The organism is Streptomyces tsukubensis (assembly GCF_003932715.1).
Taxonomy (GTDB): domain Bacteria; phylum Actinomycetota; class Actinomycetes; order Streptomycetales; family Streptomycetaceae; genus Streptomyces; species Streptomyces tsukubensis.
Genome location: NZ_CP020700.1, coordinates 4,328,650 through 4,354,664, shown reverse-complemented (window position 1 = coordinate 4,354,664; position 26,015 = coordinate 4,328,650). Strand labels below are relative to the sequence as shown.

Genomic DNA, 26,015 nt, shown 5'->3' with positions numbered 1-26,015 from the left:
TTCTCCCTCCCCTCGTCGAGCTAGGCGGCGGTCCCGAAGCGGCTCTGGCGGGCTCGGCGAGGCAGCCGGGCGCGGAGCCGGGACGTGGGCACAGCAGCGGGCGAGGAGGAAGTGGGAGGAGTGGGCAGCGGTGCGGCCGACACTCGCTGCTGCGGAACGGCGGGGCGAGCCTCGTGCATACGGATGATCTCCGCGAGGTGCTCAGCGGTGAAGCGGTAGGCGCGGCCGACACGGGTGAAGGGAATGAGCCGTCGACGGGCGCGATCCTTGACCCACCAGGCGGAGCAGCCGAGGAAGGCGGCGACCTCCTCCGGGAGGTAGAGACGCGGCAGAGCGGCGTCAGAGTTCAGGGCAGGGGGTATCGCCTGTCGGCGCAAAGGGGGTGTCCTGTTCTGGCCAGGTGGTGTGGGGCGGCAACCCCGGCCTGGCCGGTTGATCGTTAGGGATGGCGTGGTGTGTTGCCCGCGCCTGGGGTTTGCGGAACCAGGCTGGGCGTTGAGGAGGGGCTACTCCTCGGGGGAACCGGCGTGGCCGGTGTCGGACTTCGGTCCTCCGGGGGTGGGCTCGTGCGTGGCGAGGTTGGCCTGCATGAGCGCTTCGGCGATGGCGTTGGAGACCATGACTTCGGCCTCCTCGCTGATGTCGGGATGTTCGGCGATGTACGCGTCGAAGGCGTCGCGGGCCTGGGTGAAGGCGTGGTTCGCTCGCTGGGTCTCCCGGTGGGCGGCCACGATGTCGTCGATGAGTTCCATGGCGCGGGCCTTGGCCGCGAGCCTCGGAGGGCCGACGAGGTTGCGCAGGGAGACGCTGAAGACCTCGGCGAACCCGATGGCCTCGTCGAGGTTGATCCGGCGTTTGCGATTCTCGATCCGCCAGACCGCCGACGGGTTCATGTCGAAGCCGGCCTCGTTGAGGCGGTCGGACAGGGCGTTGGTGCTCCACCCACGGGCCTCGCGCTCCAGCTTGATCCGGACCGCGACGTTCTCCTCCCCACTGAGCAGAACGCCCTCTTGGCCGTCGTCCACCGTGAGCACTTCCTTCCATGCGTGCAGGGCTGATCGTTCCCGGCTACCCCACAACCGTAACATGGATTCTGCGAGATGCAGAACACTACTGCGATTCGCAATTCCTGTGGCATGCTTGTAGGGCAGGACACGACCGCGCCAACGAAGAAGCCCCCTGATGCCATCGGCACCAGGGGGCTCAAGCGCAAACCTCTCAACCGCCATCCCTAGCGATCGACCCGCGAGGCCGGGATTGCCGTCCCATATGGCCCGCGAGCAGAGGAGCTGAAGCCCAGTATGACCGACCCCCGGCCGAACACGCCATCCCCGACCGAGGACACCACCACAAGGTCCGTGCCCTGGCCTCCGACCGCCGTCCCCGGTCAGCCGGGCAACACCACTCCGGCCGAGCCCACCCGTGGTGAGAAGCCCGAGGCGAACGGCCATGTCGAGCCGCTGTCCGAGGGCGCGCGGGTCCTGTCTGACCTGCGGGGGCAGGTCAAGCGGTTCGTGGTGCTTCCGAGCGAGGAGGCGGTGACCGCGGTGACCTTGTGGGTGGCGGCCACCCACCTGCAAACCGCGTGGCAGCACGCACCCCGTCTCGCGGTGGTCGGCCCGGCGAAGCGGTGCGGGAAGTCGCGGCTCCTGGACGTGGTGACCGAGACGGTGCACGCGCCGCTGATCACGGTCAACGCCAGCCCGGCGGCCATCTTCCGGTCGATCACCGAGAACCCGCCGACCCTGCTGGTCGACGAGGCCGACACCCTCTTCGGCACCCTCAAGGCCGCCGAGCGCAACGAGGACCTGCGCGGCCTCCTGAACGCCGGTCACCAGCGCAACCGGCCGACCCTGCGAGTGACCGGCCCCGAACACAAGCCGGTCAAGTTCCCCACCTTCGCCATGGCCGCCCTCGCCGGCATCGGCGACCTCCCCGACACGATCATGGACAGGTCGGTCGTCGTACGGATGCGCCGCCGAGCGGCCGGTGAGACCGTGGCCGCCTTCCGCACCGGCCGCGACACCCCAGCCCTCAACGCGATACGCGACCGCCTCACCGCATGGCTCCACCCCCAGCACGCCGAAGCAATGGACATGGAACCGGCCATGCCGGTCGAAGACCGCGCCGCCGACACCTGGGAACCCCTGATCATCGTCGCCGACCTCGCCCAGGGCGAATGGCCCGCCCTCGCCCGTACGGCCTGCCGGACCATGACCGCCCATGAGGCCGGACAGGACGAGGACGGAGCCCTGCGGACCCGGATCCTGACCGACATCCGCCGCGTCTTCGCCGCCGAAGGCGACCCCGCCACCCTGCGCACCGGCCGCCTCATCGAACAGCTCAACGCCGACACCGAAGCCCCCTGGGCCGAATACGGACCCCACGGGCTCACCCCGCGCGGGCTGCAACTGCTCCTCAAGGACTACGGGATCAGCTCGGCAAACCACCGCTTCCCCGGCGGAACCCAGGCCAAGGGCTTCGCCCGCCACCAGTTCACCGACGCCTGGGACCGCTACTGCCCCACCCCGGCCCCGCAGCCAGAACCCGCCGAGCCCGGCGCGTAACCCGTATCGACCCGTCCCACCCGTCCCCGCGCAGGTCAGCACGGGGACGGGTCCCGGGCCCGCAACGGGTCAACCCGACATCACCACCCCACCCGTACCTGCCCTGACCAGCAACGGGACGACTGGGACGAGTCCAGCCAGCCCCAGCCCGGACCACAACCACACCGGCTTGGTCCGCCGGACCTGACCGCGGACCAGATGTGTACGTACAAAAGTGGTCCGCACGGACCGGACCGGTCTGCGGACCACACATTCCGCAGGTCAGCGCGATGCACCTGCTCTTGGTCCGCGAGACCGCCGCTCTGGTCCGCAAGGCTGCGGTCCATCTCCGGCATCGCGGACCACACACCGGACCAAGACGACCAGCCACTGGACCACCTGCGGTCGTCCGCTCCGGCCGGCCCCCGAACCCGGTCTCCCACCCCTCACCGACGCCGCCTCCAACCGACCCGAGCTCCGGCCCGCCCCAGCCCTCCAATGACCGCCGCACGGAGAAGACCCACATGCACGTCCAGCACAGCGAGCGCACCATCGACCAGCAGGAGACGACCACACCCACAGCAACCGGCGCAGCAAGGTATGGCGTTGGACCGTCCAAGGGCCGGTCCAACGCGAACTCCTCCGCCCCGGGGGTGGCGGAGGTGCTCGGGCACCAGGGGGTGCCCGAAGAGGAGAAGGCCGTCGACGACGGAGGTGCTGCCACCCTGCGGCGCGTCGCCCGACGACGTGACCGCGAGGAGGTCCAGCGCAAGGAACGGGTCGATGTCCGCTACAGCGCCGAGGAGAAAGCCCGGATCGTCGGCAAGGCTCGCGAGCTAGAGATAGCCGGCGCGCACTTCGTCGGTGCCGTGGTCATGGCCTACCTCGACGGAGAACTCGCAAGCGGCCTGTCCGGGCAGCGCACCAGCCTCGACGACCGCCTTGACCGGCTCGACGCTCTGCGTACCGAGGTGGCCCGTATCGGAAACAACGTCAACCAGATCGCCCGTCGGCTGAATACCGGAGGCGTTCCCCACCCTGGGGACACCGCCCTCCTCGACCGCGCCCAGCAGACCCTCGGCACTGTGCGCGCCACTATCGCCGAGGTCGCCGGGGTCATGAACGAGACCGTCTCCGGGAAGGCGGCCGGATGATCGCGAAGGTCGGCAGCGGCAAGAGCACCGCTGGTCTCATCTGGTACCTGTTCGACACGACGAAGGCCAAGGACCACACCGACCCGCACCTGGTCGCCTCCTGGGACGGCTTCGCCCCGGACCCTGGCCGGGGCGATGACTTCGACGCCACCAAGAAGCTCCTCGTCGCCGACCTCGACCTGCGGGTCAAACAGGCCAGGCGGCTCGGCCGGGGACCCAAGCAGCACGTCTGGCACTGCTCGATCCGGGCCGCACCTGAGGATCGGATTCTCAGTGACGACGAGTGGGCGGACATCGCCCGGCGTATCGTCGCGGCCACCGGCATAGCCCCCGAGGGTGACCCGGACGGATGCCGGTGGGTGGCTGTGCGCCACGCCTCCGACCACATCCACATCGCCGCCACCAAAGTCCGGGGCGACCTGAACCCCGCGCGCCACTGGCACGACTACCTCAATGCCGACCGCGAGCTCGCCTCCATCGAGAAGGAGTACGGCCTCCGGCAACTCGTCCGCGGAGACCGCACCGCCGCCCAGCGCCCCACCCGCGCCGAGAAGGAGAAGGCACTGCGGACCGGTCGGCGGACGACCACCCGCGAGCACCTGCGTACCACCGTCCGCACCGTGGTCGCCGTCTCCACCAGCCCGGAGGAGTTCATCCGTGTACTGGCCGGTGTGGAGGGCATCCTCGTCGATGTCCAGCACTTCCCGTCCGGCGACATACGCGGCTACAAGATCGCCCTCAGCGGCGACACCAACGCTCAGGGCGAGCCCATCTGGTTCTCCGGATCCAAGCTCGCACCCGACCTCTCCTATCCCCAGATCCGCCAACGCCTCGACGCCACCGAAGCACTGCCGACCGACCCGACCGGAACCCGCCGAAGGACCGACCCCTGGCACCAGGCCACAGCCGCAACCGAACGCGTCCCGCACCACCTCGACCGAGCCGACGACGAAGCCGCCCAGGCCCACATCGCCGCCTTCGGAGAAGCACTCGACGCCCTGCCGCTGGTCGCCCCCGCCGATCTCCGTCCTCAGCTCCGCCAAGCCGCCACGGCCTTCGAACGAGCAACCCGCTCCCGGGTCCGGGCCCGGCACGACCAGGCCCGAGCCCTGCGCGGAGCCGTCCGCGCCCTGCGGACCGCACCAGCCGGCGGTGACGGCAGTGGACTGGCGATGTTCCTCGACATGGCTCTCCTGGCCGTCATCGCCACCATCCGATGGCACCGGCTCCGCCACCACGACCAGCAAGTCGCAGCCGCCCAACAGACCCTGCTCCATCTCCGGGCCGCCTACGGTCAAGCAGCCGCCGCGCCCCTGGCCGCCCTCGCCGACCGCAGGCCACCGACCGACAAGGCCGCACGGCTGGCCCAGCACATCCGGACGGTGGCCCCCGATCACGGGGAGACGGTCCTCACCGACCCCGCCTGGCCCGCCCTGGCCACCGCTCTCTCGGAGGCCGAAACCGCAGGACATGACCCACGACGACTGCTCCAGGCCGCGACCCACCAGCGCACCCTGGATGACGCCGTTTCCCCTGCGGAGGTCCTCACCTGGCGGATCCGCCGCCTCGCCCACCGGCCACCGCCAAGCGACCGCGCCCTCGCAGCTCAGGCACGCTCGACCAGGGCTGCAAGGCCGATGGCCGTGCACCAGAGCGAGCCCGTCGCCGCCACGTCGTTGAGCCCGACGCCACGGCCCAGTCCACGCCGATAGTCCGACCGCTGACGGCCTCCTTCGCTGCGTCCGAAGGAGGCCGTCGCTGTTCCCGAATAGCGCCGCAGGCATGAGGTATCCGCTCGCCCCTCTTGGCTCAGATGTCCCCGTGGCACCGTGGCCCGCTGCTACGGTCCCCGCATGACGCACTCGGTCTCCGCTGTCCGCTCTGTCGACCTCCGAGTCGAGCCGGTCGACAAGGTTCTTGACCGCGTCGGGCGGTCCCTTCAGACCCGACTGGACCCGAGCACGGTGGTACGCAAACGCCGATCCGTCGGCGCACGGACCGACCGCGACACCTGGGTACGGGTGGAACGTCGGCCGCTCGACAGAATCACCGACCAGGGATGGAACGGTACGGAGAGCGCAGCGCGCCTTGAGGGCGTCGCCCAGCCCGCGTGGCGTGGATGTGTGGTCTGGCAGGACGCGGACGAGCCGGTGATGTGGCGGGCCGACGAGACCGATCTCCTTCCCGGTACGCCGATCGGGACCGCCGTCCTCGCTGAGGAGCCGACGCTGTCGGAGGAGTGGTGGCGGGCCTTCGGGGATTCGCTGGACGCTCTCGCGCGGAACACGACCAGGCGCGTAGCCACTCCGGACACCGTCACGATCACACAGGAGCTGGTCAGCGGGTCGATCCGGGGCGTGTTCCCCGAGGTGATCGACACGACCGTCGAGCGGTGGGTTCCGGCTCACGCCGACCTGAACTGGGCCAACATGAGCGCGCCGACCTTCTCCCTCTTCGACTGGGAGGACTGGGGAACCGCCCCCCGGGGCCTCGACTCCGCGACCCTCTGGGCCGCCTCGCTCGCCGTCCCCGCACTGGCCGGCCGCGTACGACGCGAGCGGCGGCACGACTTCGAGAGCCGGGACGGCAAGCTGATGACGCTCTTCGTCTGCTCGAAGATCCTCGGACCGGACGCGCACCCGCAGGACCCTCGGATCGAACCCGCCCGGCACAGGGCACGGCAGGTCATCTCGGAGCTTCAGGCCGACTGACCCATCGACCGCTCCCGAAGGAGGGTGCGGTACTCGTGGATCGTCCGCTCATCGGGCTCGGCGGCCAGGGCTTCGAGCAGTTCGCCCAGATGAGCCGGATCGTCCGTGCCCACGGCCATGGTCCCGACACCCGGGAGGCAGTACGAGGCCCGAAAGGCCGCCTGGACACGGGAGAATCCGTCACCCCCCCGGAGGAAGACCCGGGGGTCGATCCGACCCCATACCGGGTCCCCCGTATTTCCGCCGAAGGGGCTCATACCCCACAACCGACTGCGGTCGAGGTCCCAGGCCGCCGCGAGGGCTTCGGCGGCTTCGAGTGTTCTCGTACCGACCAGCAGCCCGGCTCGCGCCATGAGGACCGATGGTTTCGGCGTCGTCGGATCGACCAGGCCGACCAGCGGGGACGGATCCCAGGAGGCCACGCCCCAGGCACCGCACAGCCCCTTCGACATGGCGTCGTCCAGCGCGGCGCACGCCTGGGCCAGTACGTCCCGGCCATGGGCGGAGGCGTCACCGAGGGAGTGTTCCGGGTTGTGCAGGAACACCATGTCGGGCTCCCGACCGAGATCCCGAGCGGCGTGTTCCACAGCCTCGTACAACCGCACGGGGTCCAGGGAGTGCTCAGCCCGTTCCCGTCCGGGGAAGTAACCCACCTTCGTGGAGACCGTGAACCTGGGCAGGAGATCGCCGGCCGTCCGCGCCAGGACGGTATGCGAGTGGAAGCCGAGGTAGTTGGTGCTCGTGTCGATCGAGGTGACGCCGAGATCCAGTGCTCCGGTCAGGAGGCGGCGTTCGTGACGAGACCGGTATAGCCCGAGGACAACTCGGGGGTGAAGACCGCGCACAGCTCCTCCTTCACCAGGATCTCGGCGACCTCCACCACTTCGGACCCGACGACGGAGACCGCCCGGTCCAGCGGCACGGGCCTCCCGCTCAGCAACAGCCGCAGCGAGGGCAGTGCCTCGGCCAGGAGGGTCAGCTTCTTCCCCGAGGCCAGGACGTCGATGGTCTCGCCGTTCTCCTCGATGCGCGGAGGGAAGTGGGTGGTGCAGACCACGGCGTCGAGTGAACCGAAGATGTCCAGGAAGGGGACCTGCCGGGGAAGCGGCATCGCCTGCTCGTACGCGGCCAGGAAGGCGGCCGGCGAGCGCTCGGCGACCAGTTGACCGGCGGCCTCCGTCAGGGTGCGGAACGCCTCTCCGCCACGACGGTCCAGGTCGTGCCGGAAGATCTCCTTCTCTCGGCACCAGTCGCCCAGCCACGCCAGCCAGCTCGCGCCGGTGCGCTTGGTGATCCCGAACGTGACGTGGAGGCTCTTCCCCGACCCGTGGCCGTTACGGGTCGCCTGGTGCCAGTGGCCGCGGGGAATGTGCATCATGTCACCGGCTTTCATGACCCCTGACCAGATGATCTCCTCGCTCGGGGTGTCGTTGGGGTCGGCGTCCCGGTACAGAGGCACGGACCGAGACGTGCCCCGGACCTCCCAGCCCTTCTCGCCCGCCAGCTGGACGATCACCACGTCGTGGTCGTCCCAGTGCAGCGGGAAGCCCGACGCCTCGTTCGTCGTCAGATACGCGTTGACCTGGACGCGCTCGTGCGACCACCACTGGAGCGCCCGGCAGGCGACCTCCATCGTCGGGTCGAAGACGTTGGCCTGGTCGAGGATCACCGTGGCCCCGTCCCCCAGCAGCCGGCCGAGGCTGTGCATGTTCACCATGGGGATGCTCTGGCCCCGGGGGCTGACGCTGTCGGTGAAGTAGATGGCCGGGTGAACTTCCTTGCTCTCCTGGAAGACCCGGAACTGCGGGCGGTTCATGCTCCGGCGCATGACGATGTCGAGCAGGCGGTTCGGGGTGAGTACGCGCGAGATCAGGCCCGGGTCGCCGATACTTCCGCGTGCGAAGTTTTTGCCGAGTTCGCCCGCGTCGTTCCACCCGAGCGCCGTCTCGATGGCGCTGATCAACTGGTGTTCCATCAATTCCTCCTCATGAGATCGGCTGATAGGGAGCGGTGGGGTCCGCGGGCAGAACCACGGACCCCACCGCCGCCCGCTACTCGCTGTCGTGCAGGTTGCCGTCGCCTCCGGGCCACGGCGAGTCGCCGGAGCTACCGGCGTTGTCCGACCGGAGGCTGTCGTACCGGTCGTGGACGGAGGTCAGCTCCTCGACCGCCACCAGGAGGCCCTTCCGGGCCGACGACGGTGTCGTGTTCTCTGCCACCTCGTTGTTCTCCTTCCTCTTGGGTTCCTCCCGCCGGCATTCCGGTGGAGGTTGGGGCCGCACCCCTGTTGGTGGTGCTGGGTGCGGATGACATAGAGCACGGGTAGCCGGAGGTTCGGAGACCTCGTCAGGGCGTCAGCGGGCGGGGCGGGCGTCCCAGCGGATGTTGGCCTCCAGGACCCGCTGATCAAGCTCGTACAGACAGGCCCGGCAGGCGTACAGGGAGGCGTGCATTCCGCTGGACCGGACCGGGCCGATCCACGTCACCTCGACGTTCTGCCGTCCGCACCACAGCCAGCACTCGCCGTACGGCTGCCACTCTTGGCGATCCCACAGGGCGTGGGCGGTGGGCTCCCCCGTGCTCGGGTCAATGTCTCGGCGGGTGGGCCGGAAGACGATGTCCGGGTCGGGAAGAGGCGACGGGCGAAGCGGATACATCAGACGGCCGGGCAAAGCTGGGGCTCAGACGGCGTCCGAGGACCAACCGATCTCAGTTCTGAAAGTGCGACCTCGGCCCAGACCCGCTTGCCGCGCCCGAGCGGCTCCCATCCCGACCGCACCGCAAGGGCGTCCACCAGGGCCAGGCCCCGGCCGTGTTCGTTCTCGGTGCCGAAGCTCCCTGTCCGGGGAGCCTCGTGGTTGCCGTCTCGCACGTCGATCAGCAGGCCGCTGGGACGCCCGAGAACGGTGATCGTGACAGGTCCCTCGCCATGAACCACAGCGTTGCTGACCAGTTCAGAGATGATGAGGCGGATCGTCTCGGTCGTCTCTTCGTCCATGGAGCCCCACGCGCGGACCCGCTCCACGACCGAGCGCCGGGCCATGGAGACCTCCTCTTCCCTGCCCATGAGGACGAGACGGGTGGCGAGCGAGGACATGGTGGATGCCTCCACAGTGTTGGAAGGCGGCTCCGCCAGGACAGGAACGCGAGCGAAGCCGTCGATCTGATGTCCGTCCAAGGGCGAAGTTGCGAGCCCAGCCCGAGGACGACTGAGGTCCAGTCAACGACCGGGCCCCTCGGGTGCGGAACGTTTCTGGGGGGTTTCTCCAGGGGACGCCACCCTCGTACGTAGGGGTGGAATGCAGTGCCCGGCCGCCCTGTTGGGATACGACAGGAGTGATGACGTGCCCGGTGAGTCCTTAGCTGTCCACCCTTTGACCTTCGTCCGTCAGTCGCGCGGATGGGGGAAGGCCGAGTTCGCCCGCCTCATGCAGGCGCGTGGCAAGCTGCTCGGTATCCCTCTGGCGACGAATCGCACGACTGTCTGGAAGTGGGAGCAGGGTCAGGAACCGGACGCGGACGCTCAGCGCGTGCTCAGCGATCTGCTGTCCGTTCCGTATGAACGGGCGCGGGCGGAGGGCTGGCCTCGGTGGCTTCCGGTCTGGGAAGTGACGGGGCTCACCGCGCCTTGGACCGAGGCCGGCACCATCGAGGCTTTGGCCGATCTCGTGGGGAGTGGACGGTTGGATCGACGAGGCTTTCTCACCATCACCGGCGCTACCTTGACAGGGCTCGCGTCGAGCTGGGTCGAAGCACCCTCCGCATTCGCCTCGGCGATCAACGGAGACCGCGTCACCGACGTGATGGTCTCGATGATCGAGCAGCGCGTCAGCACCCTTCGCACCCTCGATGATCAGCTGGGGGGTGCCCGGCTCCTGGAACAGGCCCGAGGCGACCTCTCCCTGGTCACGGGCCTGCTCAGCGGCGGCCGGTACACGGACGACATCCGGGTCCGCCTGTACGCGCTGGCCGCCCGGACCTCGCACCTGACAGGCTGGATGGCGTACGACGCTGGCCTGCGGTCCGCAGGCCAGCGGTACTACGTCGGCGCGCTGCGCAGCGCCCGTACCGGCGGAGACGACGCCTTCGGTGCCTTCATCCTGGCCGAGATGGGCGTCCACGTCTCCGAAGCCGGACGCACGGCCGAGCGGGTCGACCTGATCTCGACCGGCATCGACAACGCTCCCCGCGCGCTGTCTCCCTCCACTCGGTGCTTCCTCTACCTGCACAAGGCCGAGGCGCTGTCACGCGACGGTGATCACCAGAGGGCCGGCACAGCCCTCAACCGTGCCGCTTCCCTCTGGGAGCGCCAGACGGCGGGGGACGCGCCGGACTGGCTCGACTGGTTCGGCGAAGCGCAGGTGAAATCGACGGAGGGCAAGGTGCTGCTCCGCGCGGGGCATGTGGAGCGAGCGACGCGTTCGCTGGTGACCTCTGTCGAGCGGGCGGCGCCCCGGGACAAGGCCGTCCGTTCCAGCCGACTGGCAGAGGCCCGGCTGGCGGGTGGCGATCTGGACGGGGCACTGGACGCCGCGAACTACGGTGCGGCGCTGCTGGAGGACAAGGTCAGCTCGGTGCGGGCATTGGACCGGTTGAAGGAGTTCTCCTTGCAGCTCGAACCCCATCGGGCCGTCCCGTCCGTACGGGAATTCCGCGAGCGCCTCCAGGCGGTACCCGTGGCGGCCTGATCTTCCCTGCTCAGGAACTTGCCCCTCGGAGTGAGCGTCCGTGAGTGCCAGGATGGGCGGTATGACGGTGATCAACGGTGAGGTCGCGGCAGGGTTCGAACCGGTACTGGAGGCGTTCGCGGCAAACTTCGCCCGGCGCGAGGAGATCGGCGCGGCGGTCTGCGTCTACCAGGACGGCCGCCCCGTGGTGGACCTGTGGGCCGGGGTCGCCGATCCGGACACCGGCCGCCCGTGGGAGCGGGACACCCTTCAACTCGTCTACTCGGCGACCAAGGGAGCGACCGCCACGGCGGCGCATCTGCTGGCCCAGCGGGGCGAGCTGGACCTGGATGCCCCAGTGGCCGAGTACTGGCCAGAGTTCGCCGCGAACGGCAAGGCGGAGATCCCGGTGCGTTGGCTGCTCTCCCACCAAGCCGGCCTGGTCGCTCTCGACGAGCCGGTGCCGCTGGACGAGGCACTGGCCTGGCACCCCATGACGGCAGCCCTGGCCGCCCAGCGCCCCCAGTGGACACCGGGAACAGCACACGGATACCACGGCAGGACCTGGGGCTGGTTGGTCGGCGAGGTAATCCGCCGGGTGTCCGGCCGCACGCCGGGCCGCTTCTTCACCGAGGAGATCGCCAGGCCGCTGGGGCTGGACTTCTTCATCGGGCTGCCGCCCGGTGAACGCGACCGGGTCAGCCGCATGGTGTACCGGAAGCCGGACGTCGACCTCACCACCGTGCCCGAGGAGTCGGTCCCCGAGGACCTGCGCGACCTCGTCGCCGCCTGGCGCGACCCGAACTCGCTCAGCAACAGAGCGTTCGCGGTCACCGACCCGGCGAACATCGACTTCGACTCCCCCGAGGTCCAGGCCGCGGAACTCCCCTCGTCCAACGGCATCGGCACCGCGCACGCGCTGGCGCGCATGTACGCCGCGCTGATCGGCGAGGTGGACGGGGTCCGTCTGCTCACCCCAGAGACGCTGGCCTTGGCGACCGAGGAGCAGGCCCACGGGCGGGACCAGGTCATGGTGGTCCCGAGCCGCTTTACCTCGGGATTCATGCTGCCCACCGCCGCCATTCCTATGACCGGCTCTGCCGCCTTCGGTCACACGGGCCGCGGGGGCTCACTCGGCTTCGCCGACCCGGAACACGTCATCGCCTTCGGCTACGTCATGAACCACATCATCAGCGGCTCGGACGACATGCGAGCGACGGCCCTGACCAACGCGGTGCATAAGTCACTGGGAATGCAGTGAAAGCCGAAGCTGTCCCAACCCGTCCACCGAACCCGCCCATTACCAGCGCTGCCCGCGTCTGCGATGCCCCTCGCCGCACTGGAGGAACCCATGAACGTCCGTCTCGGCCCGCTGACCGCTCTGAGGCGAAGCGGCAGCGACCCCCTGCGAGCCGGTGGCGGTGCCGTGGGGACGCTCGGTGACTTCTGGCAGTGGGCCTGCTCCGATCTGGTGGGCAACACCATGCGCGGAGTCCTGGCCGAGTACATCGTCGGCACCGCGCTGGGCTCCGTCGACGGCACCCGTGTCGAATGGGACACGGTTGACATCCGCAGCCCCGAGGGGTGCCGGGTCGAGGTGAAGTCGGCCGCCTTTCTGCAGTCCTGGGCTCAGAAGGCTCTGTCGAAGATCTCCTTCTCCATCGCTCCCTCCACCGGGTGGGACGCCACGACGGGCACGATGTCGCCCGAGGTCCTCCGCCGCTCGGACGCGTATGTCTTCTGCCTGCTGCACCATCAGGACAAGCAGAGCCTGGACCCCCTCGACCTCACGCAGTGGACCTTCTATGTCCTGCCCACCCGGGTGCTGGACGAGCGGTGCCCCACCCAGAAGACGATCAGTCTCGCTGGCCTCCAGCGGCTGGAACCCGTACAGACCGGCTTCTCCGGCCTGGCGGAGGCGATGGCCGGTTGCGGCTGGAGGCCCTCCCCGACACCGTCTGTACCCCGCAGCAGGCTCCAAGCGGACGCCTGATCCGGCCCGCTCAACCAGTGTGGCCCCGCGCCGCCCACAGGCTCCACCCGTCTCTGGCCGAGCGGGCTGATCTACCGGCGCCTCAGCAGCCTCCAGACCTCACGCCACGACCGGATGACCTCAGCCACCGCCATGATCAGCTTCCGGACTTGCACGAGCAGACACCTCACGAGCCCAGTGGCGGCGATAGCCCCTGCCAGGACGGTGAACCAGCGCACTCGCCACCTCCCGCAGATTGCGTTTCATCTCCATGGTCGTGACCGCCGAGATCAAAGTCAGCAGCTCAGAAGCCGCATTTTGTGATCATGTGAGGCCTGCCCGACCTGGCCCGGAAGGCGGGTAAACAACGGTCGAGCGGTCTCAGTTCTGGGCTCATTCGCCCCCTGGCCGGAGCCGTCCGGATGGGGTTGGCATGACCACTCCGCCGCAGGTCAGGACAAGTACGAACCCCGCCGAACCCCCGTATGAACATTTGGAAAGCGTGTTGGGAGCAACCCCTCACGAGTTCGAATCTCGCACCCTCCGCCAGTACCTCACCGGCCACGATGTCGGAGGGCCCACCATTCGCAATGGGGCCCTTCGATGTCGCGAATGCTCTGGGCAAGATCCCGCAGGAAACGCAACCGGCCGTCGTCAGGGCATCCGAGCATCTGCCACACGCTCAGCCAGTCAGCCTGGTCCCGCCGCAAGCAGCGGTTCGCCATACTGGCGCTACGACGGGCTGGCGCCCGGAACCCCGGTCATAGGATTAGCAGAAATCGGTGTGCAAAGACTGACTCAATTCCCCAATCGGGCGACAACGAGATTGGCTTCGCTCCGCCAGAGCGCCAGCTGGCTCGCGGTAGGGCCGATCTCGTAGTGGTGGTAATGGCAGCCCAGGCAGAGAAGCTTCCATACGGCCTTGGCCCGTCGGGCAGTCTCGGCTTCGGTGCAGCAGCGCAGGCAGAGGAGCTTCGCTCGCGTGGACCTGGCCCGGACTGCGGGCGTCGCGGCCAGCAGCGCGTCGGAGACCGCGATCTCCAGTGCGGTCCGGAGGGCGAAGGCGGCTCCTCGGAACCTGCCCGCCGCCATCGCGGCGGGCGGGTCGGTGAGGAGCCGGTCGGCGGTCGCGAGCAACAGGGGGATAGTGGCGTTCACGGCGTCGAGTCCTCCGGCTTCCGTACGTTCTCGGCAATGACTGCGATGGCGTCCACGAACCGGTGCGGGGCCGGCATGGAAGCGCCCGTGGGATGTGCACCCTCCTGGCACTGCCTGACGAGTCCCACGGCCTGCGGCCCGCAGCGCCTGCTCAGCTCCCGGTAGATGTCCCCCGCCCTGGACGCGTCACCGAACAGCCCCAGAGCGGCGATCTCCCTCAGCGTGTTCGCGTCGGTGATCGCGGCCTGTGCTTCGTGTTCCGCGATGCCGGCCCGGTGCATACGCAGCCAGGCGGCCTCGGTGAACGCGCGCTCCAGCACGGTCCGGCAGATGCCGGGCAGGACATGGGTCATCGCCACGGCCGGGAGGTCCGTCGTGCTCGCGAGGGCCCGCGCGTCCTTCAGCGCCTGGGCGACCGGATCGGTCTCCCGCTCGACCTTGACCATGGACCGGTCACCCCGCTCGACCTGGAGCACCGTCACGGCGAGCTCCTGGTCGTGGAAGGCACGCTGCAGCCTGGTGTCGTGGGTGAAGACCACGACCTGCCGGCTCTGGCCGAGGTCGTGCAGGACCTTCGCGAGGCCGTGGACCTTCGCCGGGTCCATGGACTGCACCGGGTCGTCGATCACCACGAAGCCGAACGGGCTGTCCGGCGCGGCGGCGCGGGGCAGGAAGAGTGACAGCGCGAGGGAGTGCAGCTCCCCCTGGCTCATGACCCCGAGGGCCGACGCCTCCGTACCGTCCACGCACACGTCCATCACGAGCTTGCGCATGGAGGCCTTCTCGGTGCCGTTCAGGCGCACGGACCGCAGGTCGACGTTGCTCTGCTGCCGCAGCTGCTCCCAGATCCTCTGTGTGTGGTCGGCGAAGGGCCGCAGCTGCTCCTCCCGCAGCTCCCCGCCGACATCCTTGAGCCACTTGCGGGCCGCCTTCACCTGGCGCAGCCGGGGCTTTCCGGCATGGGCGGTACGCGCCCGGTCGAGCCAGCCCGCGAGCCGCGCGACGCACCGGCGCCAGCCCTCGTCCAGCTTCTCCAGTTCCAGGACTGCCTCCTCCCTGAGGACGGCGCAAGCGTCGGCCAGGACGAGGGCGCTGTTCTCGGCCCGCCCGGCGAGCTGCTCGGGATCGGCGATCCCGCGACAGGCCGTCCACTCCTCCCACGGATCGACCAGCGCGGCCGGAAGCCAGTTGGGGGCCTGGGTAACGAGGTACCTCACGGCATCCACAGAGCGGCGCAGGGCGCTCCGCGCTTCCTCGGCGGCGGCGGCCTCCTGCCGAAGGACGGCGATCTGGTCGGCCGCACGCTCTGCCCAGGCCTCGTCCAGCAGCCGGGCCGAGCCGCAGACGGGACAGACTTCCTCGCCGGGGTGACGGCGGCTGTGGTCCAGGGCCTTGGCCAGCAGTTCGGCGCGCTGGTGAGCGTCCTCGGCGCCCGATGCGCACACGTCGCCCAGGACGGCGACGGCCTCGCGCAGACGGTCCACCGCCGGGCCGACCTCGTCGAGGTCGGGTCCGGTCAGGGCAGCGGCGGCGCGCAGCCCGTCGAGGTGGCCGGCGTCGGCGGTGGGCAGGCCCTCCACCAGCACGGTCAGCGCGTCGAAGTCGGGGGCTCCGGTCCGGCCGAGAGCCGCGATCGCCGCATCCGCCCGGGGGTCCTCCAGACCGGACAGCATCTCGACCAGCCCCGGCAGCTCCGCTTCAGCGCTCTTCAGCGCGGTGTTCAGCTCCTTCTCCAGGAGCTGGAGCAGGTCGTCGGCGCCAGTCAGCTTGCCCAGACCGAGGATCTTGGCGACCGCGTCGTACATCTGACTGGGCTTCCCACTGATCATCCGGTCGAGGTCGGAGTACGACAGGAACGGGCGGTAGTCGGTCAGCGGCTGCTGCCAGCCCGCCTCGCCGAAGGCGCCGCGCCCGTGCCCCGGACGCTTGAACTCGATGTCGGGCAGCGTGACATCGTCCCCCGCCCAGGTGCAGGTCAGGGTGCTGGGCTTGGTGTCTCCTTCCTCGCACAGCTTGACTTCGATCTTCGGCGCCGCACCGTCGTGCAGGTTGCGCCAGTTGCTGCGGTACACGGGGTTGAGCCCGTCCCACCGGGCGCTCTTCCCGGTGAACGCCGTCTCGATGGCCTCGGCGAAGCTGGACTTGCCGGAGCCGTTGCGTCCGACGACAAGGGTGACGCCGGGCTTGGGGGCGAGGGAGAGCCACGCCTTGGGGCCGATGCCCCGGAAGCCGGCGACGGAGACGGAGTCCAGATAGACGCGGCGAGGCGCGGTGGCCGCGGCTGCCCCTTCGACGTCTCCCAGCGCCTCCCGGAGCATCGCCTTCGTCGCGTCGGAGAGCACCGAGGCGGCGAGGCGGGTCTCCAGGAGGCCGGAGAGCGTCTGCGGGTCCTCGGCTTCTGCCGACGGTGCGGATTCTTCAGCGTGAGTGCTCTGCGCGGGGTGTGCCGTCACGGTCAGCTCCTCTGCTCCGGTGTCCGGCCCGCCGCTTCGTGGGGGCTCGGTGTAAAGGAACAGTAGGAAGACTGGATGGCTTCGACCTATTGATTCACCGATAACTCCCGTTATCAGTAACTGGTCGACATGAAGCAGGGTAGCGTTCAGTCGAAGCCCTCAGGGCTCCACCGCCACTTCCGACCAGACGACCTTGCCGATCGGAACACGGGGCGTCACACCCCAGCGGGTGGCCAGCACGTCCACGAGAAGCAGGCCGCGCACGGCCTCATCGTCGGGGGACGGCGCAGGGGCCGGGGGCCAGTCCGAGGACGCGTCCCCCGCCTCGATACGGATCAGACGCCGCCGCGCATCAGAGGTCAGGCGAAGCCGGAAGTCGAGCCCTGGCACACGCCCGTGGCGTACGGCGTTGGCGGCGAGCTCCGCCACCAACAGGGCGACGGTGCAGGAGCCGTCCGAGGCAGGCGGATGCCCCCACTCCTCCAGGACCCGCACTGCGAGCCGCAGAGCGAGATGCGCACCTCGGGGTTCGAGGTGAACTACGCGGCAAACTCCTCCTGTGCGGACCCGGTTTCCTCCCCTGGGTCGCACGCTTCCTCGCCGAGCGGCCGCGCCGCTGCTTGCGTCTCGCGTGTCTTGTGCGCACTTGGCCGGGACGTCGGGCTGCCGCGACGGCGGCACCTCCGTTCAACTCGCACGTGCGGGACTGATCCCCGACCTCAACAGGCGGGCAGGCCGCATGGCGGCCCGCCTGCTGAGGACTACTTGGCGCCGGGTGCCCACTGGGCCGCGAAGGTCTCCATCTGCTTGAGGACCAGGTCGATGGCCTCCAGCTCCTCCTCGGGCGGGTAGTCGAACATGGCCAAGACCCGGCGGATGCGGGTGCGCAGCTTGGCGCGCACCGGCTCACGGGAGAGCCAGTCGACGGACAGGTTCTTGCGGACGTCCGCAACGAGGGCCCGGGCGATCTGCGCGAGCTTGTCGTCGCCGCCCTCCATCAGCTCGGCCATGTCGCGATGGGCGACCGCGTCGTAGAAGGCCAGCTCGGCGTGGTTGAGCGGTGGGTCGAAGCGCTCACCGCGACGGGCCTCGTCCGACACCTGCCGTGCCAGCGCCGCGAGTTCGGCAATCGCCTGGGCGCTGGTGAGCTGTTGGAGCATGTAGCGCGTCATCAGGTCGTTCAGCCGCTCGGAGAAACTCTCGTGCCGGACGACGTTGTGCTTCGTCACCTCGCGCATCTTCTGCTCGATCATGCGGCGCAACGCCTCGGTGACCAGGTGTGAGGTCTCGGAGTTCTCCAGCTTCCGCAGCTGGGTGTCGTTGAGGCGGGTGATGTCCAGCCGCCCGATCCCGGCCTCTTCGTACAGGTCGGTGATCTCGTCCGCGTCGACGACCGAGGCGGCGAGCGCTTCGAGGTAACGCCGGATCTCAGCGGTCACCGGCTGACCCGTGGCCTCACGGTCGGCGGCGTCGAGCTTGATCATCCAGGCGCGCACCTCACTGAAGAAGGCGATGTCGCGCCGCCAGTCCTCTAGGTCCTCGCAACGCTCGGCGATCTCCTTGCTCATCGCGCAGATCCGGTAGAAGCGGTCCAAGCGAGCGGCACTGTCCTTAAAACGGACGGACAGCGGCTTGGTGCCGGGTTCCACCTTGTTGCCCGGAGTCTTCGGGTCGCGCAGGAAGTTGGAGGTCAGGCGCAGGGCTCGCTTGCGCGGCTCGGGGTGGGCGGTGTCTGCGAGCAGTTCCCGCCAGCGCGAGCCGGCCAGCAGGCCCTTGATGGTGGCGAGTTCGTTCTTGACCTCGGTGATGGCCCGATCGATGTCCGCACCGAGCGTCTTGTCCTGCTGGTCCTGGCGCGAGTACTCCTCCAGGGCCTTGGAGAGGTTGTCGGTGAGCGGCGCGTATCCGACGAGGAGACCGTCCTGCTTGCCGCGGAAGCGGCGGTTGACGCGGGCCAGGGCCTGCATCAGGTTGGCGCCCCGCATGGGACGGTCCATGTACAGGGTATGGATGGGCGGGGCGTCGTAGCCGGTGAGCAGCATCGAGTGCACGATGAGCAGTTCGAGCGCGTCCTCCGGGTTCTTGGCCCGGGCCTGGATGGTCTTCTGCTGGGACTTGAGCAGGGCGTGCTTGCGCAGGTGCTCCTCGTCGGTGCGGTCCCCGTGAAAGACGATCTTCATGACGCCCTGGTCGACCTCGCCGCTCGCCCACTCGGGACGGCGCTCGGCCAGCGCGTCGTACACCCGGACGCAGATCTCCCGCGTCGCACAGACGATCATCGCCTTGCCGGGGCCGCCGATGTCCGGCTTCATCAGCTCGCGACGCTTCTCCCAGTGGGAGATCAGATCGTCGGCGAGCGTCGCTATACGGTCGGGCGCACCGTAGACCGTGTTCATGGTGGCGGCGTATTGCACGGCGCGGCGGCGCTCGGCGTCGTCCATGCCCTCGGTAAGGGCGTTGGCCTGCTCGTCGATCGTCGACGGGTCGACGTCGGGCGGCAGGGACACGTCGATGACACGCGGCTCGTGGAAGACGCGGACGGTGGCCTCGTCGTCGACGGCCCGCTTGAGGTCGTAGATGTCGATGTACTCGCCGAACACCGCGCGGGTGTCGGCGTCGGCCTTCGAGATCGGGGTGCCCGTGAAGGCGATGAGCGTGGCGTACGGGAGTGCGTCGCGCAGGTGGCGGGCGTAACCGTCGAGGCTGTCGTAGTGCGAGCGGTGCGCTTCGTCGACGACGACCAGGATGTTGCGGCGCTCGGAGAGGAGGGGGTGGCCCGCGCCCGAGTCCTTCTCCTCCTGGCTGAGACCGAACTTCTGCAGTGTGGTGAAGATGATCCCGCCGACGGTACGGCTCTTCAGCTCGGTACGGAGCTCTTCGCGGGTGTTGACCTGGCGGGGCTCCTGCCCGAGGAGGGTCTGGCTGTCCCGGAAGGTGTCGTAGAGCTGGTCGTCGAGGTCGTTGCGGTCGGTGACGACGACGACGGTGGGGTTGTTCAAGGCCGGGTGGCGCGAGACGAGGGCGGAGGTCTCCACCATCTCCTCGGACTTGCCGGCGCCCTGCGTGTGCCAGACGACGCCCGCCTGGCCGTTGCTCTGGGAGGCGGTGACGATCGCCTCGACGGCCTTGGTCACAGCGAAATACTGGTGGGGCTTCGCGATGCGCTTGCCGGTGGGCGTGAAGTTGACGAAGTTGCGGGTGAGGGAGAGGAAGCGGGACTGGGTGAACAGTCCGTGGAGGGCGAGGTTCAGCGCCTCCAGGCCGTCGTAGTCGGGGGCGTTGGTGTCGACGCGGTCGCCGTCGTGGTCGACGTTCCACGGCGCGAAGTGCTCGTACGGGGTGAAGACCGTGCCGTACTTCGCGGTGATGCCGTCCGAGACCAGGCTCAGGACGTTGTAGCGGAACGCGATGGGGAACTCGGCGACGTAGGTCTGGAGCTGGGCGTGCGCGTCCTTGAGGGTGGCGTTCTCGGCGGAGGCGCTCTTCAGCTCGATGGCGGCGAGGGGCAGGCCGTTGACGTAGAGGACGACGTCGAAACGGCGGTGGCGGCCGTCGGTGTCCCGGACCGTGACCTGGTTGACGGCGAGGTAGGTGTTCGCGTCGGGGTCGTTGAAGTCGACGAGACGGACGGTGGGCGTCTGCTCGGCGCCGAACTCGTCGGTGTAGGTGAACCGGACGCCGGCGGTGAGGTGGGCGTGCGCCTGCTTGTTCTCCGGGTACGGCTCGGTGGAGGCGGGGTCGGTGGCGATGCGGAGCGCCTCGTGGACGGCGGTGGCCGACAGCTCGGGGTTCAGCCGCTCGATGGCCGCCTGGAGCTGGTCGTGCAGGATCAGGTCGTCCCAGTCCTTGCGGTGCCCGGAGCCGGGGGCGATCGCCTTGCCCTCTTTCACCTCCCAGGCGAGTTGGCCTAGCTCGTCCATAGCGAGGTGTTCCCAGGTGGACTCGGTCATTTTTCGGTCGAGCTTGGCGCGGTGGTTGACAGTCGTCATACAGCGTCCTCCACGATGCGCTCGGCGTCACGGACGCGGAGCTTGCCGGACATGAGTTGGGGGAGGAGGGTGTCGCGGAGCGCTGCGAGGGCGCGGCTCTCGGCGGCGGCAGCCTCAACCCGTTGGATCAACGGAGTGGCAACCGCTCCGAATCGGTTCACCGCTTCGCGGCCAGGCCAAGAGACCTCGAACCCGGCAAGATCGGACCACTTCGCACGGGGCATCCGCGTACCATCACTTCGCGCCGTTGCGTGTGCGACAGTTTCATCGCTGGACAATGCCATCAGGAGCCAAGGACGATACTCATCTTCCACCGGCCGAACCACGATGATGTCAGTCGAGCAGACACCAGCAGTCTGAGCTAGTCCAACCTTGTGGAAATAGGGGCGAAGCTTCCCGAACAGCACATCCCCGCTCTGGAAAGCGTTCTTGGCGCTGGCTACTTTCGATGTATCGCCCCACGTATCCAGCCATACCCTCTTTCTAGGCATATGCTCCAAACCCACATAGGGCTCACGCCCGGAAAGCATCTCCGGCTTGACTAGATCGCGGACGACGGACCCGATCTTACCGATTGGTGTTGCACCAGTTTCTGCACCGACCGAACCGTACAGACTTCGCAGCAGGCTCTGCGCCGCAAACGCGACACGGTCGTTAGCCGCGATCTTGTCGTCCAGCGCCCCGAGCAAACCGACGATTGCCCGCTGTTCAGCGAGAGGCGGGACATCAAGGGTGAGCTTTTTCGCTGAAGCAACATTGAAGTGCTGCTGCACGGCCCCGACCGTATGAGCTCGGATGAAATCTCCGGCAGTCTCATTAATCGCATAACACAAGAAGCGTACGTCAGCGCCCTGACCGGGCCTCGCGATTACCAAATCGGAGCAGTTAGTCGCCCCCATGTCATCCGGAACCACGGCAGCCACGCCAGGTTCACCGGTGCGAACGATTACCAAATCGCCTGCGTGCAGTTGAGACTTAACCAACTCATCATGGAATCCCTGGTCGATATACTTGAGCGAGGATACGTCAATGCGTCCCGGCTTCACATTCTGTGACCGTAGGAAAGGAATTCCATGAGAAACGTAGCGAGACGCCATGGAGCCCACGTGACCGACCGTAATTCTTGTGCAAAGATCGCCGAGCTCACGGACCTGCCACCCGTTCATACGACCCTCCCCAACTGCTCGCGTACCACCGCGTCAAGCCGCGCCGATTCGTCCAAATGCTCGAACAGCTCCTTGGTCAGCCGCGCAATGCGGTCTTCCACTGGCTCCGCGTCCGGATCGTCCTCGATCTCCGTCGCCCCCACGTACCGCCCCGGCGTCAGCACATAGTCATGCTTCTCGATCTCCTCCAGCGTTGCGCTGTAGCAGAAACCGGCCACGTCCTCGTACGAAAGGTCCTTTTCCCTTGCCGACCTGGTGCCGCGCCATGCGTGGTACGTGTCGGAGATCTTCTCCAGGTCCGCGTCCGTGAGGATGCGCTCCGTGCGGTCGAGCATCGTGCCCATGGCCCGCGCGTCGATGAACAGCACCCGGCTGCGCCGGTCCTCCAGTGCCTTCGTGCCCTGCGGGGACTTGTCCTTCGTGAGGAACCACAGGCAGGCCGGGATCGCGGTCGTGCGGAACAGGTTGGCCGGCAGCGCAACCATGCAGGCCACCAGGTCGGCCGCGACCAGTGCCGCGCGGATCTCGCCCTCGCCCGACTGCTTCGAGGACATGGAGCCGTTGGACAGGACGACGCCCGCGCTGCCCCGGTCCCCCAGCTTCGAGACGATGTGCTGGAGCCACGCGTAGTTGGCGTTCGACTGCGGCGGGACGCCGTACCGCCAGCGGGGGTCGTCCGACTTCCTTGCCCAGTCGGACATGTTGAACGGCGGGTTGGCCATGACGAAGTCGGCCTTGAGGTCAGGCAGTTTGTCGTCGGCGAAGGTGTCCGCCCACCGCTCGCCGACGCCCTTCGGGTCCATGCCGTGGATGGCGAGGTTCATCTTCGCCAGCCGCCAGGTACGCTCGTTGGCCTCCTGGCCATACACCGCGATGTCGTGGGTGTGGTCCTTGCCGCGCCGACTGGCGACGAATTTGCCCGACTGCACGAACATGCCGCCCGAGCCGCACGCCGGGTCGTACACCCGGCCCTCGTAGGGCTCAAGGACCTCGACCAGCAGCCGCACCACGCTCGCCGGGGTGTAGAACTCGCCAGCGAGCTTGCCCTCCGCCCTCGCGAACCGCCCCAAGAAGTACTCGTACGTCTCGCCGAGCACGTCCTGCGCCGGGCGGTCGCCGTGGCCCGTGAAGCGGGCGTCGCTGATGAGGTCGACCAGCTCCTTCAGGCGCTTCTGGTCGACGTTGTCGCGGTTGAAGATCTTGGGGAGGACGCCGGTGAGGGTCTTGTTGGCCTTCATCACCTCATCCATGGCCTCGTCGAGGAGCTTGCCGACGCCACCCTCCGCGCTCGACGCGTTCTCCTTGATGTGGTCCCAGCGGGCGGTCGGGGGCACCCAGAAGACGTTCTTCTCGGTGTACTCGTCCTTCTCCTCCAGGAACGCCGCCCGCCGGTGCTCCGGGATGGCCGCCAGCTCCGGGTCTGCGGCCAGCTCCTCGCGGCGCTCGTGGAAGGCGTCGGAGACGTACTTCAGGAAGACCAGGCCGAGCACGAACTCCTTGTACTGGGCGGCGTCCATGGAACCGCGGAGCTTGTCCGCGGCCTTCCACAGGATGTCCTGGATCTCCTTGGTGCTGGAGACGCCGGGCAGTTCGCCCTGTCCGGCGGCGGCTCGCTTACGCGGGGGCATCGTTCCTTCTTCCTGCGTGACTGCTCGACGACAACTCGTCCATGGTCAAGGTATTCATTGCGTACGGTGGTTGGTTCACGTTTCGGTCGAGAGTGAGGGTGCCGTCTGCGAGGCCGGCGACCGTCAGGCTCCTGGCCTCGGCGAGCGCGTCGGCCTGCGCGCGCAACAGCCGCTCCCGGCGCTCGGTCTCGGCCAGCAGGGCGTCGAAACGCTCGACGTCCTCTGGGTCAAGGTCGGGCAGCTGGTAGTCCTCGATGCGGCGGGCGGCCCGCACGGCACTGGGGCTGCGGCCGGTGTTGCGGGCGACGCCGAGCAGGGCTGCCAGCACGCGCGGGGTCAGCGGGCGTTCGGCGGCGCGGTTGACGCGGAGCACGCGGGCCGGGAAGGCGACCACGCTGAAGCCGTCGTGGTCGACGTACAGGCCGAGTCGCGGCGCAAGCGTGTAGACGACATCCCCCGGCTCGGTGAGCGCCACGCGGTCGTACGCGGTGGCCAGCACCAGCCGGTCCATGCGCCGCGCCCCGACGGCGCCGGCCCCGGTGATCTCCTCGGGGCCGAGCACGGTGTGATGGCCGTCCCGGACGAGATGGTCCTCGTCGATCCGGTGGCCTTTGAGCCTGCTCACCCTGCCCTCGGCGATGAGCGCGCCGAGAGTGGTCCGCCGGGGCATCCGGCCGACGCGGCGCAGCACGCGCCCGCGGAACGGACCGTGCGTGTCCTCGTACGACCCAGCCTCGTCGGCCGCACGCTCCAGGCAGGCCTCGGCTTCAGCGATAAGTGCGGGACGCTCTGTCGTCGTGCGCGACCAGATCGCGGAGGCAGGCGGCGCGGGCGGGGTCAGCGGGCCGCCGAAGGAACGGTCCAGGACAGCGACGTCCACCGCGCGTCCGTAGCGGGGGTCGTGGCCGTCGAGTGCGCGGAAGCCTTCGGCGCGCCAGAGGAGTACGTCTTCAGCCAGCCGGGCGCATACGTCTTCGGTCAAGGAGACGGCGCTGATGTCGGCGAGTAAGACCTTGCCGTCCGCTGCCGAAACGGGGTCGCGGGTGAGTACCCAGAGAGCCGGACGGTAGCCGGGACGGTGAGGAAGCACGCCGCCGGGCAGAGCGATGGCGGCCTCGACGATATTTCTGCGCAGCAGCTCTGACCGCAGCTGGGACTCCTCCGTGCCCCGCAGAGCGTCGACGAGGGCGTCGGCGGGGCCCAGCACGAGGGCCGTGCAGCCGGAGGCGAGAAGGTCGGCCACGCGCTCGATGCCCTCAAGGGCGGCGAGGGCCGAGCGGTCCTCACCTGGGCGGTACGGGAGCTGAGTCACGATGAGATCGGGGTCCGCGAGGCGTTCCTCGAGGTCGTTGCCGGTCTGCACGTCGAGTGCGAGCTCGTCGACGCCCGCGAGCAGCAAGCGGCGACGGGCGATGCGGGCCAGGCGCTCGTCCGGCTCGGCGGCCAAGGCGGTGATGTTCTCGCAGTCGTCGGCCTCGCGCAGCAGCGCGGCAAGCAGGTCGCCAGCGCGTGCATGCGGGTCGGCGAGGGTGATCGATTGGTCGCGTTCCAGGCGGACACGCAGGTCCGCGAGCTGGGTGATCAGGCTCAGAAGCTCGGGGGACACGGCATCTGCGGCGAGAGCGTCCACGCCGAGCCGGGCACGGGCAGCCAGCAGCCGTTCGTACGCGCCTCGCTCGTTGTAGGCGGCGTCAGCCAGGTCCTCTGCGAACCGGACGAGCGGGGCGGCGGCAGCGTCGACTGAGCGCAGCTCGCGCAAGACGAACTCGTCCTCGGCGTCCATCCGCTCAGCTCGGTGCATCACCGCGGCCCACAGCGTCCGGTCATCGTCGTTGTCAGCGCCGACGTCAGGACCGGCCAGTGGGCGGCCGTCGAGCCTGCGCAGGCACAGCAGGCTGCCCAGGACCTCAATGAGTTGCCACCCACTGAATCGGTCCGTCAGTGCCACGATGCCGAAGAGGGCCACATCAGAACGAAGCTCCGCATGGTCGGTGTTTCCCAGACCCGAGGAGATCAGCCACTCCGCCACTTGCCCGCCGTCGAACAAGGGCCGGCCGGCATTTCCCGCGACGGGTGCCGGGAAATGCGAGTACCGTCGCCGCCACGTCGAGACCACGGGACGCTTCACCCGCGCGAGCGTCGCGATCTCGGACATGGAGACGTACGGCACAGCCGCGAAGGGGTGAGATGAGCCCGGCACGGAAACCCTATGGTGAACCACGACGCCCTCCCCCCCTTCAAGATCCTGTTCGCAGGACAACCTGACTGCCCCGTCGGCAGTACCGCCTCCCGCGTATCCAAAAACTACGGTCGCTCTTCGCTGGAGCCGCTACGGGCGCTCGATAACAGGGGTTATCGAGCGCCCCCAAGCTTAATGGCTCCCAAGATGACATCGGGAGGCTTGGGAGCCAGCTGGGAGCCGATCTGCTCACCGAGCCCTCTTGAGACTGCCCCAGACCGTTCGAGCCCACGGCGCTGACCAGGGGAAACGTCGTTCGGGGTGGTGGGGATCTTGGGTGGACCTCATTCGGGACGAAGAGGTCGTGGGTTCAAATCCCGCCACCCCGACGC

Annotated in this window: 20 protein-coding genes and 1 pseudogene; 7 read left to right on the top strand and 14 right to left on the bottom strand. The window is 68.6% G+C overall.

From position 1 onward, the window contains the following. Positions 1 to 20: 20 nt before the first annotated feature. Entirely contained in the window at positions 21 to 377 is a 357-nt protein-coding gene (locus B7R87_RS17820; RefSeq protein ID WP_006347680.1) for a helix-turn-helix domain-containing protein, read from the bottom strand. A 129-nt stretch (positions 378 to 506) separates the two neighbouring features. Further along, positions 507 to 1,034: a helix-turn-helix domain-containing protein gene (locus tag B7R87_RS17815; RefSeq protein WP_006347681.1), complete on the bottom strand. Its 528-nt coding sequence runs from the start codon at positions 1,032 to 1,034 to the stop codon at positions 507 to 509. Positions 1,035 to 1,301: 267 nt separating this feature from the next. Between B7R87_RS17815 and B7R87_RS17810 the strand changes: the two genes are divergently transcribed. From B7R87_RS17810 to B7R87_RS17795, 4 genes are all read left to right on the top strand, one after another. Then, complete coding sequence (locus B7R87_RS17810) at positions 1,302 to 2,567, top strand: DUF3631 domain-containing protein (RefSeq protein ID WP_006347682.1); 1,266 nt, start codon at positions 1,302 to 1,304, stop codon at positions 2,565 to 2,567. Positions 2,568 to 3,070: 503 nt separating this feature from the next. After that, a complete protein-coding gene (locus B7R87_RS17805; RefSeq protein WP_040915263.1) occupies positions 3,071 to 3,700 on the top strand; it encodes a MobC family plasmid mobilization relaxosome protein in 630 nt (209 codons plus the stop codon). Continuing rightward, positions 3,697 to 5,412, top strand: a complete 1,716-nt coding sequence (locus B7R87_RS17800; RefSeq protein WP_006347684.1) for a relaxase/mobilization nuclease domain-containing protein — start codon at positions 3,697 to 3,699, stop codon at positions 5,410 to 5,412. Before B7R87_RS17805 ends, B7R87_RS17800 begins: the two co-directional genes overlap by 4 nt. Positions 5,413 to 5,553: 141 nt before the next feature. Beyond that, complete coding sequence (locus tag B7R87_RS17795; RefSeq protein WP_006347685.1) at positions 5,554 to 6,411, top strand: hypothetical protein; 858 nt, start codon at positions 5,554 to 5,556, stop codon at positions 6,409 to 6,411. Here the strand turns inward: B7R87_RS17795 and B7R87_RS17790 are convergent. From B7R87_RS17790 to B7R87_RS33640, 5 genes are all read right to left on the bottom strand, one after another. Further along, positions 6,399 to 7,256 carry an aldo/keto reductase gene (locus B7R87_RS17790; protein WP_006347686.1) on the bottom strand — a complete coding sequence of 286 codons (858 nt, stop codon included), beginning with the start codon at positions 7,254 to 7,256 and terminating at the stop codon, positions 6,399 to 6,401. The genes B7R87_RS17795 and B7R87_RS17790 overlap by 13 nt on opposite strands. Next, complete coding sequence (locus tag B7R87_RS17785; RefSeq protein WP_006347687.1) at positions 7,190 to 8,386, bottom strand: JmjC domain-containing protein; 1,197 nt, start codon at positions 8,384 to 8,386, stop codon at positions 7,190 to 7,192. Before B7R87_RS17785 ends, B7R87_RS17790 begins: the two co-directional genes overlap by 67 nt. A gap of 76 nt (positions 8,387 to 8,462) precedes the next feature. Then, complete coding sequence (locus B7R87_RS33130) at positions 8,463 to 8,630, bottom strand: hypothetical protein (protein ID WP_006347688.1); 168 nt, start codon at positions 8,628 to 8,630, stop codon at positions 8,463 to 8,465. Between the two features lie 135 nt (positions 8,631 to 8,765). Beyond that, positions 8,766 to 9,068, bottom strand: coding sequence for a hypothetical protein (locus tag B7R87_RS33645; protein WP_006347689.1), 303 nt, complete (start codon positions 9,066 to 9,068; stop codon positions 8,766 to 8,768). Then, the gene (locus B7R87_RS33640; RefSeq protein ID WP_006347690.1) at positions 9,068 to 9,508 is read right to left on the bottom strand and encodes an ATP-binding protein; all 441 of its coding nucleotides are present in this window, start codon (positions 9,506 to 9,508) and stop codon (positions 9,068 to 9,070) included. Before B7R87_RS33640 ends, B7R87_RS33645 begins: the two co-directional genes overlap by 1 nt. A gap of 202 nt (positions 9,509 to 9,710) precedes the next feature. Here B7R87_RS33640 and B7R87_RS17775 point away from each other — a divergent pair, with 202 nt between their 5' ends. The 3 genes from B7R87_RS17775 to B7R87_RS17765 all read left to right on the top strand — a co-directional run bounded on the left by B7R87_RS17775 (position 9,711) and on the right by B7R87_RS17765 (position 13,071). Further along, positions 9,711 to 11,099 (top strand): hypothetical protein, encoded by a 1,389-nt coding sequence (locus tag B7R87_RS17775; RefSeq protein ID WP_040915264.1) that lies wholly within the window; start codon positions 9,711 to 9,713, stop codon positions 11,097 to 11,099. Positions 11,100 to 11,160: 61 nt separating this feature from the next. Next, positions 11,161 to 12,339: a serine hydrolase domain-containing protein gene (locus B7R87_RS17770; protein WP_040915265.1), complete on the top strand. Its 1,179-nt coding sequence runs from the start codon at positions 11,161 to 11,163 to the stop codon at positions 12,337 to 12,339. A 90-nt stretch (positions 12,340 to 12,429) separates the two neighbouring features. Then, the gene (locus B7R87_RS17765; RefSeq protein WP_040915285.1) at positions 12,430 to 13,071 is read left to right on the top strand and encodes a hypothetical protein; all 642 of its coding nucleotides are present in this window, start codon (positions 12,430 to 12,432) and stop codon (positions 13,069 to 13,071) included. 777 nt (positions 13,072 to 13,848) lie between these two features. Here the strand turns inward: B7R87_RS17765 and B7R87_RS17760 are convergent. The 7 genes and pseudogenes from B7R87_RS17760 to B7R87_RS17730 all read right to left on the bottom strand — a co-directional run bounded on the left by B7R87_RS17760 (position 13,849) and on the right by B7R87_RS17730 (position 25,599). Beyond that, positions 13,849 to 14,208, bottom strand: a complete 360-nt coding sequence (locus B7R87_RS17760; protein WP_006347694.1) for a hypothetical protein — start codon at positions 14,206 to 14,208, stop codon at positions 13,849 to 13,851. After that, positions 14,205 to 16,661: an ATP-binding protein gene (locus tag B7R87_RS17755; RefSeq protein WP_006347695.1), complete on the bottom strand. Its 2,457-nt coding sequence runs from the start codon at positions 16,659 to 16,661 to the stop codon at positions 14,205 to 14,207. The genes B7R87_RS17760 and B7R87_RS17755 overlap by 4 nt, the downstream gene beginning before the upstream one ends. A 159-nt stretch (positions 16,662 to 16,820) precedes the next feature. Next, a pseudogene (locus B7R87_RS17750) lies at positions 16,821 to 17,189 on the bottom strand (ATP-binding protein); the annotation flags it as partial. A gap of 233 nt (positions 17,190 to 17,422) precedes the next feature. Then, a complete protein-coding gene (locus B7R87_RS17745; protein ID WP_006347697.1) occupies positions 17,423 to 20,650 on the bottom strand; it encodes a type I restriction endonuclease subunit R in 3,228 nt (1,075 codons plus the stop codon). After that, complete coding sequence (locus B7R87_RS17740) at positions 20,647 to 21,816, bottom strand: restriction endonuclease subunit S (protein WP_078902219.1); 1,170 nt, start codon at positions 21,814 to 21,816, stop codon at positions 20,647 to 20,649. Before B7R87_RS17740 ends, B7R87_RS17745 begins: the two co-directional genes overlap by 4 nt. Further along, positions 21,813 to 23,444, bottom strand: coding sequence for a type I restriction-modification system subunit M (locus B7R87_RS17735; RefSeq protein ID WP_006347699.1), 1,632 nt, complete (start codon positions 23,442 to 23,444; stop codon positions 21,813 to 21,815). The genes B7R87_RS17740 and B7R87_RS17735 overlap by 4 nt, the downstream gene beginning before the upstream one ends. Beyond that, a complete protein-coding gene (locus B7R87_RS17730; protein ID WP_006347700.1) occupies positions 23,431 to 25,599 on the bottom strand; it encodes a DNA methyltransferase family protein in 2,169 nt (722 codons plus the stop codon). Before B7R87_RS17730 ends, B7R87_RS17735 begins: the two co-directional genes overlap by 14 nt. Positions 25,600 to 26,015 lie beyond the last annotated feature (416 nt).

What these genes read in the sequence shown, in the direction of transcription:
- B7R87_RS17810 (WP_006347682.1), top strand. Translation starts at nt 1,302, where the DNA reads ATGACCGACCCCCGGCCGAACACGCCATCCCCGACCGAGGACACCACC.
- B7R87_RS17805 (WP_040915263.1), top strand. Translation starts at nt 3,071, where the DNA reads ATGCACGTCCAGCACAGCGAGCGCACCATCGACCAGCAGGAGACGACC.
- B7R87_RS17800 (WP_006347684.1), top strand. Translation starts at nt 3,697, where the DNA reads ATGATCGCGAAGGTCGGCAGCGGCAAGAGCACCGCTGGTCTCATCTGG.
- B7R87_RS17795 (WP_006347685.1), top strand. Translation starts at nt 5,554, where the DNA reads ATGACGCACTCGGTCTCCGCTGTCCGCTCTGTCGACCTCCGAGTCGAG.
- B7R87_RS17785 (WP_006347687.1), bottom strand. Translation starts at nt 8,386, where the DNA reads ATGGAACACCAGTTGATCAGCGCCATCGAGACGGCGCTCGGGTGGAAC.
- B7R87_RS33645 (WP_006347689.1), bottom strand. Translation starts at nt 9,068, where the DNA reads ATGTATCCGCTTCGCCCGTCGCCTCTTCCCGACCCGGACATCGTCTTC.
- B7R87_RS33640 (WP_006347690.1), bottom strand. Translation starts at nt 9,508, where the DNA reads ATGTCCTCGCTCGCCACCCGTCTCGTCCTCATGGGCAGGGAAGAGGAG.
- B7R87_RS17775 (WP_040915264.1), top strand. Translation starts at nt 9,711, where the DNA reads ATGCAGTGCCCGGCCGCCCTGTTGGGATACGACAGGAGTGATGACGTG.
- B7R87_RS17770 (WP_040915265.1), top strand. Translation starts at nt 11,161, where the DNA reads ATGACGGTGATCAACGGTGAGGTCGCGGCAGGGTTCGAACCGGTACTG.
- B7R87_RS17765 (WP_040915285.1), top strand. Translation starts at nt 12,430, where the DNA reads ATGAACGTCCGTCTCGGCCCGCTGACCGCTCTGAGGCGAAGCGGCAGC.
- B7R87_RS17745 (WP_006347697.1), bottom strand. Translation starts at nt 20,650, where the DNA reads ATGACGACTGTCAACCACCGCGCCAAGCTCGACCGAAAAATGACCGAG.
- B7R87_RS17740 (WP_078902219.1), bottom strand. Translation starts at nt 21,816, where the DNA reads ATGAACGGGTGGCAGGTCCGTGAGCTCGGCGATCTTTGCACAAGAATT.
- B7R87_RS17735 (WP_006347699.1), bottom strand. Translation starts at nt 23,444, where the DNA reads ATGCCCCCGCGTAAGCGAGCCGCCGCCGGACAGGGCGAACTGCCCGGC.
- B7R87_RS17730 (WP_006347700.1), bottom strand. Translation starts at nt 25,599, where the DNA reads ATGTCCGAGATCGCGACGCTCGCGCGGGTGAAGCGTCCCGTGGTCTCG.